This is a genomic window from Glycomyces mayteni, from assembly GCF_042428885.1.
Classification (GTDB): domain Bacteria; phylum Actinomycetota; class Actinomycetes; order Mycobacteriales; family Micromonosporaceae; genus Glycomyces; species Glycomyces mayteni.
The window spans coordinates 396,854-409,428 of the sequence record NZ_JBHMBP010000004.1; the positions used below are offsets into that span (position 1 = coordinate 396,854).

General features: G+C 71.3%; 15 protein-coding genes. 2 read left to right on the forward strand and 13 right to left on the reverse strand.

What is annotated here, in order from left to right; genetic code table 11:
- Positions 1 to 49: 49 nt before the first annotated feature.
- From ACFFXY_RS17105 to ACFFXY_RS17155, 11 genes are all read right to left on the reverse strand, one after another.
- Positions 50 to 811, reverse strand: coding sequence for an SDR family oxidoreductase (locus tag ACFFXY_RS17105; protein WP_382353050.1), 762 nt, complete (start codon positions 809 to 811; stop codon positions 50 to 52).
- Between the two features lie 37 nt (positions 812 to 848).
- A complete protein-coding gene (locus ACFFXY_RS17110) occupies positions 849 to 1,451 on the reverse strand; it encodes a CPBP family intramembrane glutamic endopeptidase (protein WP_382353053.1) in 603 nt (200 codons plus the stop codon).
- A gap of 171 nt (positions 1,452 to 1,622) precedes the next feature.
- Positions 1,623 to 2,306, reverse strand: coding sequence for an acVLRF1 family peptidyl-tRNA hydrolase (locus ACFFXY_RS17115; RefSeq protein WP_382353056.1), 684 nt, complete (start codon positions 2,304 to 2,306; stop codon positions 1,623 to 1,625).
- Positions 2,290 to 2,628, reverse strand: coding sequence for a metal-sulfur cluster assembly factor (locus ACFFXY_RS17120; RefSeq protein ID WP_382353059.1), 339 nt, complete (start codon positions 2,626 to 2,628; stop codon positions 2,290 to 2,292). Before ACFFXY_RS17120 ends, ACFFXY_RS17115 begins: the two co-directional genes overlap by 17 nt.
- Positions 2,625 to 3,086, reverse strand: a complete 462-nt coding sequence (gene sufU / locus ACFFXY_RS17125; protein ID WP_359951517.1) for a Fe-S cluster assembly sulfur transfer protein SufU — start codon at positions 3,084 to 3,086, stop codon at positions 2,625 to 2,627. The genes ACFFXY_RS17120 and sufU overlap by 4 nt, the downstream gene beginning before the upstream one ends.
- Entirely contained in the window at positions 3,086 to 4,354 is a 1,269-nt protein-coding gene (locus tag ACFFXY_RS17130; RefSeq protein ID WP_382353062.1) for a cysteine desulfurase, read from the reverse strand. The genes sufU and ACFFXY_RS17130 overlap by 1 nt, the downstream gene beginning before the upstream one ends.
- Before the next feature lie 14 nt (positions 4,355 to 4,368).
- Complete coding sequence (gene sufC, locus ACFFXY_RS17135; RefSeq protein ID WP_382353065.1) at positions 4,369 to 5,130, reverse strand: Fe-S cluster assembly ATPase SufC; 762 nt, start codon at positions 5,128 to 5,130, stop codon at positions 4,369 to 4,371.
- A gap of 15 nt (positions 5,131 to 5,145) precedes the next feature.
- On the reverse strand, positions 5,146 to 5,484 hold the full coding sequence (locus ACFFXY_RS17140; protein ID WP_382353068.1) for a non-heme iron oxygenase ferredoxin subunit: 339 nt from the start codon (positions 5,482 to 5,484) through the stop codon (positions 5,146 to 5,148).
- A complete protein-coding gene (gene sufD / locus ACFFXY_RS17145) occupies positions 5,481 to 6,662 on the reverse strand; it encodes a Fe-S cluster assembly protein SufD (RefSeq protein WP_382353071.1) in 1,182 nt (393 codons plus the stop codon). The genes ACFFXY_RS17140 and sufD overlap by 4 nt, the downstream gene beginning before the upstream one ends.
- 36 nt (positions 6,663 to 6,698) lie before the next feature.
- The gene (gene sufB, locus ACFFXY_RS17150; RefSeq protein ID WP_382353074.1) at positions 6,699 to 8,132 is read right to left on the reverse strand and encodes a Fe-S cluster assembly protein SufB; all 1,434 of its coding nucleotides are present in this window, start codon (positions 8,130 to 8,132) and stop codon (positions 6,699 to 6,701) included.
- 8 nt (positions 8,133 to 8,140) lie between these two features.
- Positions 8,141 to 8,893: a helix-turn-helix transcriptional regulator gene (locus tag ACFFXY_RS17155; protein ID WP_382353077.1), complete on the reverse strand. Its 753-nt coding sequence runs from the start codon at positions 8,891 to 8,893 to the stop codon at positions 8,141 to 8,143.
- Between the two features lie 163 nt (positions 8,894 to 9,056).
- On the opposite strand from ACFFXY_RS17155, the gene ACFFXY_RS17160 reads away from it, so the two are divergent.
- The gene (locus ACFFXY_RS17160; protein ID WP_382353080.1) at positions 9,057 to 10,037 is read left to right on the forward strand and encodes a COX15/CtaA family protein; all 981 of its coding nucleotides are present in this window, start codon (positions 9,057 to 9,059) and stop codon (positions 10,035 to 10,037) included.
- A 44-nt stretch (positions 10,038 to 10,081) separates the two neighbouring features.
- Here ACFFXY_RS17160 and ACFFXY_RS17165 read toward each other — a convergent pair whose 3' ends face one another.
- Both ACFFXY_RS17165 and ACFFXY_RS17170 read right to left on the reverse strand, forming a co-directional pair.
- Positions 10,082 to 10,558: a MerR family transcriptional regulator gene (locus ACFFXY_RS17165; RefSeq protein ID WP_382353083.1), complete on the reverse strand. Its 477-nt coding sequence runs from the start codon at positions 10,556 to 10,558 to the stop codon at positions 10,082 to 10,084.
- Between the two features lie 10 nt (positions 10,559 to 10,568).
- Entirely contained in the window at positions 10,569 to 11,423 is an 855-nt protein-coding gene (locus ACFFXY_RS17170; protein ID WP_382353086.1) for an SDR family NAD(P)-dependent oxidoreductase, read from the reverse strand.
- Positions 11,424 to 11,562: 139 nt separating this feature from the next.
- Here ACFFXY_RS17170 and ACFFXY_RS17175 point away from each other — a divergent pair, with 139 nt between their 5' ends.
- A complete protein-coding gene (locus ACFFXY_RS17175) occupies positions 11,563 to 12,516 on the forward strand; it encodes an ADP-ribosylglycohydrolase family protein (RefSeq protein ID WP_382353089.1) in 954 nt (317 codons plus the stop codon).
- Positions 12,517 to 12,575 lie beyond the last annotated feature (59 nt).

Below are 12,575 nucleotides of genomic sequence, written 5' to 3' on the forward strand. Positions count from 1 at the left end.
GTCAACCGGTCCGCCGGTCGCGGTGGCGTGGCGCCGCGACCGGCGGGGGTCAGAGGATGGCGGTGACGCCGCCGTCCACCGCGAGGGTCTGGCCGGTGATGAAGGAGGCGGCGTCGCTGGCGAGGAAGACGACGGCGCCAGCGATTTCGGGGGGACGGCCCCAGCGGCCGAGGGCGGTGCGGGTGCGGATCCACTGGGACCAGGCGGGGTCGGCCACGAGGGCGGCGTTGACCTCGGTGGCGAAGGGGCCCGGGGCGACGGCGTTGACGGTGGTGCCGGTGGGGCCGAGGTCGGCGGCGAGGGCGCGGGTGAGGCCGTCGAGGCCCGCTTTGGCGGTGGCGTAGGCGACGTCGCCGACGCGGCCGAGCTGGCCGATGACCGAGGAGACGTTGATGATCCTGCCGGGGCCGCCGCGCTCGGCCAGGCCCGCGGCCACCCGCTGGGCGAGGGCGTAGGCCGAGACGAGGTGGACGTCGATCATGCGGGCGAGCTCGGCCGGGGTCACCTCGTCGAGGCCGCGGCGGTCGCGGTGGCCGACGTTGTTGACGAGCACGTCGACCGGGCCGAGGCGGTCGAGCGCGCGCCCGGCGGCGTCCTGGTCGGTCACGTCGAACGGCGCGGCGACGACGTCGAGGCCCTCGTCCCGCAGGCCCGCCACGACGGGTTCGACCGTGGCCGGGTCCCGGCCGTTGACCGCCACGCGCGCGCCCGCGGCCGCGAGGCTGCGGGCCATTTCGAGTCCGAGCCCGCGCACGGAGCCGGTCACGAGGGCGGTGCGCCCCGAGAGTGAGAAACCTGTGGAGTCGGCCATCGCATCACTCCTTACTGAAACAGTCGTTTCAGTGAGCTTAGCGCGGCGGGATCAGGGGCGCGCCGGTCGGGGCTTCCCTGCGGCCTTTGAGGAGCCAGACGCCGTAGGCGAGGAGGGCGAGGGCGATGGCGACGTGCATCGCGAAGGGGACGGGCTCGGTGGTGAGGATCTGGGTGAAGTCGCTGGCGGCGTGGCAGAGGACGAGCGGGAGGACCCAGGCGAAGCGGAACTGGTAGGCGCCCAGGGCGAAGCCGTAGACACCGGTGAGCACGAGGATGGTGAGGAGGTCCTCGGTGGAGGGGCTGCCGGTGGCGAGGAGCGAGAGGTGCTGGAGGCCGAACATGACGCCGGAGAGCACGACGGCCCAGGTGGAGGAGAAGGCCGTGCGGAGGGTCTGGAGGACCGCGACGCGCGAGGTGAGCTCCTCGTTGACGCCGACGAGGAGAAGCGTCAGGGCCCACAGGCCGACCCCGGGGGCCTGGGACACGAAGCCGCCGGGGTAGGCGAGCCAGACCAGGGCCTCGATCGCGAAGGGGAGCAGCAGGAGCGCGGCCCTCTTGGACTTCCAGAGGACGAGCAGGCCCGAGTGCTTCCACAGCTTCAGCCAAGTGACGACCCCGACGGCAAAGGCGGCGCACACGGCGTTGGCGAACAGGCCCGTGTACCAGCCGCCGATGCCGAGGTCGGGGGCGATCTCGATGGCGCCGACGATGAGGCCGAAGCGGACCAGTTGGATCGCGGCCGCGAGGACGAGGGCGCGGGCGGGTGAGGTGCTGATGGCGGCGTCCTTCGTGGAGGGGGCGGGACGGCCTCAGTGTAAGTCGGCGCCGCCCGGGACGACGCGGACGCGGAAGGCTATGGCGCGGTAGGCGGTCTCGGTGAGGAGGGACTGCTTGGGTTCGGCGATGTCGCCGAAGTGGGCCGCCGGTTTGAGATGGGCGAGGCGGGGGTCTTCGAGGATGCCGTCCACGACGCCGCCGGTGACGAGGGAGTCGAAGCGGGCGCTGCCGAGGACGGCGAAGGCCGCGTCGCGGGCGCGCTTCTCGGCGGCGTGGGCCTGGCCCTCGCGGCGGCGGGCGAAGCGCTGCTGGGACTGGCCGCCCGCCTTGGTCTTGCCCTGGACGTAGGCGGTGCCGGTCTTGGAGGCCTCGATGCGGCCGTCGTCGAGGACGCCGACCGAGTAGGCGCCCTTGCGGGCGAGGAGCACGGCGATGCGCCGCGGTTCGAGGGCGTAGGCGCTCAGGCGCTCGGCGGCGGTGAGCGGGTCGCCGTCGAGGAGCCAGCCCGCGGGGAGGCCGTCGGCCAGTGCCCATCGGACACCGGCCGACGTCCCCTCGTTCGATTCGATCGTCCAGGCGTTGCCTTCGGCGTGGTGGGCGGCGATGCCGCCGTTCCTCGCGGCGAAGTTCTCGACCCAGCGCCTGAGGCGCTCGGGCTCGATCTCGACGATCCGGCCCCCGCCGGGGGCCGGGCGGGCTCTAGACGTTGAAGCCAAGTGCCCGGAGCTGGTCGCGGCCGTCGTCGGTGATCTTGTCCGGGCCCCACGGCGGGATCCACACCCAGTTGATCCGCAGGTCGGAGGCGAGGCCGCCTTCGGCGCCGGAGCACAGGGCGGAGCGGGACTGGTCCTCGATGACGTCGGTCAGCGGGCAGGCCGCCGAGGTCAGGGTCATGTCGAGGGTGACGACGTTGGTCTCGTCCACGTGCACGCCGTAGATGAGGCCGAGGTCGACCACGTTGATGCCCAGCTCGGGGTCGACGACGTCCTTCATGGCTTCGAGGATGTCGTCCTCTTTGGCCTTGACAGTGTCGGTCATGCGTCGGTCCTTCCGGAGGTCGAGGCCGCTTCGGCGCGGACCAGGGCGTCCTTGAACGCCATCCAGCCCAGGAGCGCGCACTTGACGCGCATCGGGTACTTCGAGACGCCCGCGAACGCGACGGCGTCCTCCAGGGTCTCCTCGTCGCCCTCGCCCTGGCCCTTGGAGTTCATGAGCTCGGTGAACTCGGCCAGGCGGGCCAGCGCGTCGTCGACGGTGGCGCCGCTGACGAGCTCGTAGAGGACGGAGGCGGAGGCCTTGGAGATCGAGCAGCCGACGTTCTCGTAGGAGACGTCGGCGACCTTGTCGCCGTCGACGTGGACCCGGAGGGTGATCTCGTCGCCGCAGGTCGGGTTGACCTGGTGCGACTCGCCCTCGTAGGGTTCGCGCAGGCCGGCGCCGCGCGGGTGCTTGTAGTGGTCCAGGATGACTTCCTGGTACAGCTCGTCGAGATTCATCAGGTGAACACCTTTCGCACCTTGCCCAACGCGTCCACGAGCCGGTCTATTTCCTCGTGCGTGTTGTACACGTACGCGGAGGCGCGGGTGGTGGCGTTGACGCCGAAGCGGTCGCAGGTGGGTTTGGCGCAGTGGTGTCCGACGCGGACGGCGACGGCCTCGGCGTCGAGGACCTGGCCGACGTCGTGCGGGTGGACGCCTTCGAGCGTGAAGGAGACGGTGGCGGAGCGGCCGATCGGGACGCGGGGTCCGATGATCTGGAGGCCGTCGACGGTCTCCAGGTGCTCCAGCATGTACCCGGCGAGTTCCTTCTCGTGGGCGCGGACGTTCTCCATGCCGAGCGCGTCGAGGTAGTCGACGGCGGCGGCGAGGCCCACGGCTTCGGCGATCGGCGGCGTGCCGGCCTCGAACTTGGCGGGCGCGTCGGCGAAGGTCGTCTTCTCCATGGTGACGGTCTTGATCATGGAGCCGCCCGTGAGGAACGGCGGCATGGCGTCGAGGAGGTCCGCTTTCGCCCAGAGGACGCCGATGCCGGTGGGCCCGAGCATCTTGTGTCCGGTGAAGGCGATGAAGTCGACCCCGAGTTCGGCGACGTTCACGGGGAGGTGCGGGACGGACTGGGAGGCGTCGAGGCCGACCAGCGCCCCGACTTCGCGGGCGCGGGCGGTGATCTGCGAGGTCGGGTTGACGGTGCCGAGCAGGTTCGCGACGTGCGTGAACGACACGAGCTTGGTGCGTTCGGTGATGACGTCGGGGACCGATTCGAGGTCGAGGCGGCCGTGGTCGGTGATGCCGATCCATTTGAGGACGGCGCCGGTGCGCTGGGCGAGCTGCTGCCACGGGATCAGGTTCGCGTGGTGCTCCATCTCGGTCACGACGATCTCGTCGCCGGGGGCGAGGCGGAGTCTCGGGTCGGCGTGCGGGTCGAGCGCGGCGTTCTGGAACGCGTAGGCGAGCAGGTTGATGGCCTCGGTGGAGTTCTTGGTGAACACCACTTCGTCGGCGCTGGGGGCGCCGATGAAGGCGGCGACCCGGGCGCGGGCGCCCTCGTAGGCCTCGGTCGCCTCGGCGCCGAGGGTGTGGACCGAGCGCGAGATGTTCGCGTTCGAGTGGTCGGTGAACCGGCGCATGGCGTCGACGACCTGGACGGGCTTCTGCGAGGTCGCAGCGGAGTCCAGGTAGGCGAGCTGCTTGTCCCCGATCATGCGTTTGAGGATCGGGAAGTCGGCGCGGACGGCTTCGACGTCGAGCTTGGTGACAGCCTCCACGGGCTCCTCCTGGTCTAGGCGGCCTTCGTGCCGACGTAGGACTCGTAGCCTTCGGCTTCGAGCTTCTCGGCGAGTTCGGGGCCGCCTTCTTCGGCGATCCGGCCGTCGACGAAGACGTGCACGAAGTCGGGCTTCACGTACCGCAGGATGCGGGTGTAGTGGGTGATGAGGAGGACGCCGGAGTCGGTGGTCTCCTTGGCGTGGTTGATGCCTTCGGAGACGACGCGGAGGGCGTCGACGTCGAGGCCGGAGTCGGTCTCGTCGAGGATCGCGAACTTGGGCTTGAGGAGCTCCATCTGGACGATCTCGTGGCGCTTCTTCTCGCCGCCGGAGAAGCCCTCGTTGACGTTGCGGTTGATGAACGCCTCGTCCATCTTCAGCTCGGCCATGGCGCCCTTGAGGTCCTTCATCCAGGTGCGGAGCTTGGGGGCCTCGCCGTCGACCGCGGTCTTGGCGGTGCGCAGGAAGTTGGAGACGCTGACGCCGGGGACCTCGACCGGGTACTGCATGGCGAGGAAGAGTCCGGCGCGGGCGCGCTCGTCGACGGTCATGGCGAGGACGTCGTCGCCGTCGAGGAGGACCGTGCCGCCGGTGATCTCGTACTTCGGGTGCCCGGCCAGCGAGTAGGCCAGGGTCGACTTGCCGGACCCGTTGGGGCCCATGATGGCGTGGGTCTCCCCGGAGTTGATGGTCAGGTCGACGCCGTGCAGGATCGGCTTGGCGCCCTCGTCGGTGTTGACCGAGACGTGCAGGTCGCGGATCTCAAGCTTGCTCATTGCTACAGGTTTCCTCTAGGCGTTTTCGGTGGTCTTGGGCTTCAGGCTGAGGTAGACGTCGCCGTCGCGCAGCTCGACCGGGTAGGTCGGGACGGGCGCGGTGGCGGGCGGCCCGGACGGCTTGCCGGTGCGCAGGTCGAACATGGACCCGTGCAGCCAGCACTCGATCGAGCAGTCGTCGATGTCGCCTTCGGAGAGCGCCACGGCGGCGTGGGAGCACTCGTCGTAGAGGGCGAACACCTCGTCTGACTTGCGCACGAGCACGATCGACGTGCCGTGGATGTCGGCCGCGACGGGCTCGGACTCCGGCAGGTCGTCGAGCGCGCACACGCGCAGGAAGTCGGGATCGGTCATTTGGCCGCGGCTCCTGCGTCCAGGCGGGCGACGACGAGTTCGGTGAGCTCCTCGCGGAGGGCCTCGTCGGGGACCTTGGCGACGATCTCGTTGAAGAAGCCCTTGACGACGAGGCGGCGGGCCTCGGCCTCGGGGATGCCGCGGGACTGGAGGTAGAACAGGTGCTCCTCGTCGAAGCGGCCGGTCGTGGACGCGTGGCCGGCGCCGGCGATCTCGCCGGTCTCGATCTCCAGGTTGGGGACCGAGACGGCGCGGGCGCCGTCGGAGAGGACGAGGTTGCGGTTGATCTCGTACGTGTCGGTGCCGGTGGCGGCGTCCTGGATGAGGATGTCGCCGACCCAGACGGTGCGCGCGGTGTCGCCCTGGAGCGCGCCGCGGTAGTTGACGTTCGAGCGGCAGTCGGGGACGGAGTGGTCCACGAGCTGGCGCTGCTCCAGGTGCTGGCCGGTGTCGGCGAAGTACAGGCCGTAGGCGTCGACGGAGCCGCCGCGGCCGGCGTAGTCGACCGACAGGTACTGGCGGACCAGGTCGCCGCCGAGCGTGACGGCGATGTGGTCGAGCTTCGCGTCGGTGCCGAGGCGGGCCTTCTGGTGCTCGACGTGGGTGGACTCGCGGTCCCATTCGGCGAGGACGACCAGGCGCAGGTGCGCGCCGTCGGCGACCGAGATCTCCACGTTGTCGCCGAGGCGGGCGGCGCCGGTGTGGCGCACGATCAGCGTCGCGTCGGCGTGGCGGCCGATCTCGATGTAGGTGTGGGCCCAGGTGGCGCCGTCGAGGCCGCCGCCGGTGACGTCGATCCAGACGGGCTCGGACACGGCGGTCTCGGGCGCGACGGACACGAGGAGGGCCTTCTCGGTCTTGGACCACGCGACCGCGCTGGGGCGGTCGAACGGGGTCAGGATCGAGCCGAGCCGCCGGTCGTCCTTGCCGACGGCCTGGGCGGTGACCCCTTCGGGCAGGTTGCGCACGGCGTACTCGGCGGCCTTGGCCGCCGGGGCGGTGCCGGTCGCGTCGAGCCCGGCGAGGCGCTTGACGGGCGTGTACCGCCAGTCCTCCTCGCGGCCGTTCAGCTCCGGGAACTCCTCCGGGTCGAACGAGCGCAGGAGCTGCGACTTCGTCTTCGGGGGCACCTCGCCGAGGCCGTGGGTGTGCGGCTTGGGCGCCACTTCAATGCTCATAGAAAACTCTGGTTCCTAGTCTCCGGGCCGGGTCGCTTAACCGACCGCGCCTTCCATCTGGAGTTCGATCAGGCGGTTCAGCTCCAGGGCGTACTCCATCGGCAGCTCCTTGGCGATCGGCTCGATGAAGCCGCGCACGATCATCGCGGCCGCCTCGTCCTCGGTGAGCCCGCGGCTCATGAGGTAGAACATCTGGTCCTCGCCGATCTTGGAGACCGTGGCCTCGTGGCCCATGTCGACGTCGTCCTCGCGGATGTCGACGTACGGGTACGTGTCGGAGCGCGAGATGGTGTCGACCAGGAGCGCGTCGCACTTGACGGTGGACTTCGCGTGGTGGGAGCCCTCGTCGACCTGGACCAGGCCGCGGTAGGAGGTGCGCCCGCCGCCGCGGGAGATCGACTTCGACACGATGGTCGAGGAGGTGTGCGGCGCGGCGTGCGTCATCTTCGCGCCGGTGTCCTGGTGCTGGCCCTCGCCGGCCATGGCGACCGACAGGACCTCGCCCTTGGCGTGCTCGCCGACCATGACCACGGCCGGGTACTTCATGGTGACCTTCGAGCCGAGGTTGCCGTCGACCCACTCCATGGTGGCGCCCTGCTCGGCGACCGCGCGCTTGGTGACCAGGTTGTACACGTTCGAGGACCAGTTCTGGATCGTGGTGTACCGGACGCGGGCGTCCTTCTTCACGATGATCTCCACGACCGCGGAGTGCAGCGAGTCCGAGGAGTACACGGGGGCGGTGCAGCCCTCGATGTAGTGCACGAACGAGCCCTCGTCGGCGATGATGAGCGTGCGCTCGAACTGGCCCATGTTCTCGGTGTTGATCCGGAAGTAGGCCTGGAGCGGGATGTCCACGTGGACGCCCTTGGGGACGTAGATGAACGAGCCGCCCGACCAGGTCGCGGTGTTGAGCGCCGCGAACTTGTTGTCGCCCACCGGGATCACGGAGCCGAAGTACTCCTTGAAGATCTCCGGGTGCTCCTTGAGGCCGGTGTCGGTGTCCATGAAGACGACGCCCTGCTGCTCCAGGTCCTCGCGGATGGAGTGGTAGAGCACCGTGGACTCGTACTGGGCGGCCACGCCGGAGACGAGCTGCTGGCGCTCGGCCTCGGGGATGCCCAGCTTGTCGTAGGTCTTCTTGATGTCCTCGGGCAGGTCCTCCCAGGACTCGGCCTGCTTCTCGGACGCCTCGACGTAGTACTTGATGTTGTCGAAGTCGATGCCCGAGAGGTCGGCGCCCCAGTTCGGCATGGGCTTGCGGCCGAACAGCTTGAGGCCCTTGAGGCGCAGGTCGAGCATCCATTCGGGCTCGTTCTTGCGCGCGGAGATGTCGCGGACGACCTCCTCGGTCAGGCCGCGCCGCGCGTTCGCCCCGGCGGCGTCGGAGTCGGCCCAGCCGTACTCGTACCGCTCCAGGGAGGCGAGGGCCTCCTCCTGGCTCAGGGGTTCGCTCTTCTGCGTGTCGGTCATCTGAAGTCTCACCTTCGACCTGTCGGGTTGTCGGTCTGCGCGCGCTCGGGGGCGGGCAGCGGGATCGGTCCGCGTCCCCCGGCGCCGTGTGCGGCCTTGCGGCCGCGGTTCGAGCCGGGGACATGGGTGGTGCACACCCCGTCCCCGTTGGCGATCGTCGCCAGGCGCTGGACGTGGACGCCCAGCAGGCGGCTGATCACCCTGGTCTCCGCCTCGCACAGCTGCGGGAACTCCGCGGCCACGCCCGCCACCGGGCAGTGGTGCTGGCAGATCTGCCCGCCGGAGGCGATGACCGACGCCGTGGCGGCGTAGCCCTCGCTCGACATGGCAGAGGCCAGCGCCTGCGCCCTCGCCATCGGATCGTCCGCGTCGACCGCGTCCAGGGCGGCCCGGCATCGGGCCTCCAGGCGCGCGACCTGCTCGGCGGCGAAGCCGCTGACGGCCCCTTCGCCTTCGAAGCGGCGGATCCAGCGGAGCGCCTCCATCGCGAGGTCGTCGTAGGTGTGGCCGAAGGAGGTGCGGGCGGCGGGCGTGAGCTGGTAGCTCCTGGCGGGCCGTCCGCGTCCGGAGGTCTTGACCACGCGGGTCTCGACCTGGCCTTCGGCCTCCATCGCGTCGAGATGGCGGCGGGTGGCGGTGGCGGTGATGCCGAGGTCCCGCGCGAGGTCGGCGGCCGTGGCGTGGCCGCGTTCGAGCAGGAGGCGGGTCACTCGGCGGCGGGTGTCCCCGTCCGTCGAGTGGCTGGTCGCCCTCGTCACCATTTCCACAAGATAAATGTTACTTAATTCGCTGGGAACCGTCGAGACGGTCGATCGTGAGACGGGGCACGCAGGTTTGCCTAACCTCACACGGCTCGGGGACGCCTGGCGCACACCCTTGCACGGCGGGGGGTTCCCGTCCCGGGGCGGCATATACATTCGCCGGGTGAACCTGTTGCAGCGGTGGTTCAGCAAGCCGGGCGCGGTGCGCCGGTGGGCGCTGGCCAGTGTGATCGCCAATATCGGCATCATCGTGACCGGCGGCGCGGTGCGCCTGACCGAGTCGGGCCTGGGCTGCCCGGAGTGGCCCAAGTGCACCGAGGACTCCCTCGTGGCGACCCCCGAGATGGGGATCTACGGGGCGATCGAGTTCGGGAACCGGGTGCTGACCTGGGTGCTCGTGGCGATCGCGGTGGCCGCGCTGCTCGCGGCGTGGCTGCGGGTGCCGCGGCGGCCGTCGCTGGTGAAGCTGGCGTTCGGGGCGTGCCTGTACGTCCCGGTGCAGGCCGTCCTGGGCGGGATCACCGTGTGGACCGGCCTGAACCCATGGGTGGTGGGCCTGCACTTCCTGGCGTCGATCCCGCTCGTGGCGCTCTCGATCGCGCTGTACGTGCGCTCGGGCGAGCCCGACGGCGCGGTGGTGCCACTGGTCCCCCGCCCGGTGGTGCTGCTGGGGCGCGGCCTGGTCGGGGTGGCAGCCGCGGTGATCGTGCTCGGCGCGATCGTGACCGGCTCGGGCCCGCACGCGGGCGACGCCGACACGCCGCGCAACGGCCTCGACCCGGCGATGATGTCGCAGTTCCACGCGGACCTGGTGTGGCTGCTGGTGGGCATGACGGTGGCGCTCATCGCGGCGCTGCACGCCGTCAAGGCCCCCGAGCGCGCGGTCCGCACGGCGTACGTGCTGCTGGTCGTGGAGCTCCTCCAGGGCGTCATCGGGTACACGCAGTACTACCTGGACCTGCCGGTGCTGCTGGTGGGCCTGCACATGCTCGGCGCGGGCGTGCTGTGGGCGGCCGTGGTCGCGGTGCCGTTCAGCCTGCGCAAGCGGGAGCCGAGCACCGACGCGGTGCCGCTGCACTACGAGATCCACGGCGAGCGCGAGGGCGACTTCATCGTGGAGCGCGAGCCCGAACCGGCCGCGTAGGCGAGACGTGAGGACGGACCCGGGCGGATGCCCGGGGCCGTTCGTCATTCCACGGATTCGGGGGCGGCCCCGCCGCCGTACGCGGCGATCTTGAACTCGGTGGCGGCGAGGGAGAGCGTCAGCTCGCGGATGCGGCGGCGCACGGTGTCGCGGTGCTCGATGAGCATGTCGAGGCGCTCGGGCACGGTGGCCTCGCCCGCGTCGACCAGCGCGATGTAGTGCTGGAGGTCGCGCATGGGCATGCCGGACAGGCGCATCCGGGTGAGGAAGACGAGGCGGCGGACCGCCTCGGCGTCGTAGACGCGGTGGCCGAGGCCGTCGCGGGCGACCGCGACGAGTCCGGCGCGCTCGTAGTAGCGGAGCGTGTGGGCCGAGACGTCGAGGAGGTCGGCGGCCTCGGCGATCGTCATCGACTCGGGGACGGCGGCGGGGTCGGTGAGGCGGCGGATCGCCTCGGCCGAGACCGGGCCGTCGTCGCCGAGGGACTCCAGGGCCCGCGCGAGCAGTTCTTCGGTGGCCATGGGCTGAACCCTAGACCGGGCGGACGGAGGGGGCCACTGCGTCGAAGTCGGCACTGCGGGCGATGTCGGCGAGGCGGTTCACTTCGGCGAGGCCGTGCCGGTGGGCGTCGGCGAGTCGCCGCACGGCCTCGGCGCCGAGGGGCAGGCGCAGCGGCGGGTCGTCGGCGGCGACGAGGTCGAGGATGATGCGGGCGGCCTTGTCGGGGTCGCCTTCCTGGCGTCCCGCGACGCCTGCCATGTCGGCGCGGACGGCGGCGAGGCTGTCGCCGTAGGCGGCCGCGGCGTCGGCGAAGTCGAGGGCGCCGTGGAAGCCGGTGCGGAAGCGGCTGGGCTCCACGATCATGACGCGGACGCCGAAGGGCGCGACCTCGCCCGCGAGGGACTCGGACCAGCCTTCGAGGGCGAACTTGGAGGCGGAGTAGGCCGAGACGCCGGGGAAGGAGATCCGCCCGCCCTGGCTGCTCATCTGGACGATCGTGCCGCGGCCCTGGGCGCGCATGGCGGGGAGGACGGCGCGCACGAGCGCGGCGGGGCCGAAGAGGTGGAGGTCCATCTGGTCGCGCAGGCGACGGTCGGCGACCTCCTCGACGGCGCCGACGACCGCGCCCCCGGCGTTGTTGACGAGGGCGTCGATGCGGCCGAAGCGTTCGAGCGCGGCGGCGGCGAGCCCGGGGGCGGCCTCGGTGTCGGTGACGTCGAAGGCGATCGCGGCGAGGCGGCCGGGGTGGGCGGCGGCCAGGTCGTCGAGCTGCTTCGGGTCGCGGACGGCGGCGACCACGTTGTGGCCGTTCGCGAGTGCGGCGGCGGCGAGGGAGCGGCCGAAGCCGCGGTTCGCGCCGGTGATGATCCAGGTGTCCTGCTGCATGGGGACGACGCTATGGCTTCGAGCGCGCTCGAACGCAAACCGCTGTGGCGGGGGTCATGAAGGCGCGTCCGGGGCCGGTCCGGGCGACACGGGCCGAGTGGTGGAGGGCGGACAGGCAAGGACGCCATAGAATCCCGGCGTGACTGAAGCGCTCACGCGGCACGACCGCGTCCTCGGCTGCCTCGTCGGCGGCGCGGTCGGCGACGCCCTCGGGTACCAGGTCGAGTTCGACGCCTGGCGGTTCATCGAGGAGGAGTTCGGCCCCGAAGGGGTCACCGAGATGCGGTACAACCGGGTCTCCGACGACACGCAGATGACGCTGTTCACCGTCGAGGGGCTGCTCCTGGCGGCTCCCGGCGACGAGGTCGAGTCGGTGCGGGAGGCGTACCTGCGGTGGCTGGAGACGCAGCGGGAGCCCATGCCGCCCTTGGCGTCCGAGGGGCTCGCGGCGCAGCCGTGGCTGTACGCGCGGCGCGCGCCCGGCAACGCGTGCATCTCCGGGCTCGCGCACGGGGCGCGGCCGGGCGTCAACCCGAACTCGAAGGGCTGCGGCACCGTCATGCGCTCGGCCCCCTTCGGGCTGCGGTTCGGTCCCGAAGCGGCGTACGCGCTCGCCGAGCAGTGCTCCGCGCTCACGCACGGGCACCCGACCGCCGGGTCCTCCGCGGGCGCGTTCGCGATGATCACGGCCCGCTTGACGAACGGCGAGGCCCCGCAGAAGGCGGTGTCCGAGACGATGCTCCACCTGCGCCGCACCCTCGACCGGTCCGAGACCGCCGACGCGCTCCAGGCGGCGTACGCGCTCGCCGGGAACGTGCCGCCCGGGCCGAACACGTGCGCGCCGCTCGGGGAGGGCTGGGTGGCCGAGGAGGCGCTCGCGATCGCCGTGTACTGCCTGCTCGGGACCGACGACGTGCGGGACGGGCTCGTCGCGTCCGTCAGCCACGGCGGCGACTCCGACTCGACCGGCGCGATCCTCGGAAACCTCTACGGCGCGGCGTACGGCCACGCCGCGCTCCCCCGCGAATGGGCCTCGCAGGTCGAGGGCCGCGAGGTGATCGCCGCGCTCGCCGGGCTCCTCGCCGAGGCGTGAGTCGGCGCGGGGGCCCGAAGCGGCTGCGCCGCATCCGAAGCGCGCATGTGCCAAGCTGA

Excerpts from the sequence above, each read along its gene's own strand:
- ACFFXY_RS17140 (WP_382353068.1), bottom strand. The coding sequence starts at position 5,484 with ATGACCGATCCCGACTTCCTGCGCGTGTGCGCGCTCGACGACCTGCCG.
- sufB (WP_382353074.1), bottom strand. The coding sequence starts at position 8,132 with ATGACCGACACGCAGAAGAGCGAACCCCTGAGCCAGGAGGAGGCCCTC.
- ACFFXY_RS17155 (WP_382353077.1), bottom strand. The coding sequence starts at position 8,893 with ATGGTGACGAGGGCGACCAGCCACTCGACGGACGGGGACACCCGCCGC.
- ACFFXY_RS17105 (WP_382353050.1), bottom strand. The coding sequence starts at position 811 with ATGGCCGACTCCACAGGTTTCTCACTCTCGGGGCGCACCGCCCTCGTG.
- ACFFXY_RS17170 (WP_382353086.1), bottom strand. The coding sequence starts at position 11,423 with ATGCAGCAGGACACCTGGATCATCACCGGCGCGAACCGCGGCTTCGGC.
- sufC (WP_382353065.1), bottom strand. The coding sequence starts at position 5,130 with ATGAGCAAGCTTGAGATCCGCGACCTGCACGTCTCGGTCAACACCGAC.
- ACFFXY_RS17165 (WP_382353083.1), bottom strand. The coding sequence starts at position 10,558 with ATGGCCACCGAAGAACTGCTCGCGCGGGCCCTGGAGTCCCTCGGCGAC.
- sufU (WP_359951517.1), bottom strand. The coding sequence starts at position 3,086 with ATGAATCTCGACGAGCTGTACCAGGAAGTCATCCTGGACCACTACAAG.
- sufD (WP_382353071.1), bottom strand. The coding sequence starts at position 6,662 with ATGAGCATTGAAGTGGCGCCCAAGCCGCACACCCACGGCCTCGGCGAG.
- ACFFXY_RS17120 (WP_382353059.1), bottom strand. The coding sequence starts at position 2,628 with ATGACCGACACTGTCAAGGCCAAAGAGGACGACATCCTCGAAGCCATG.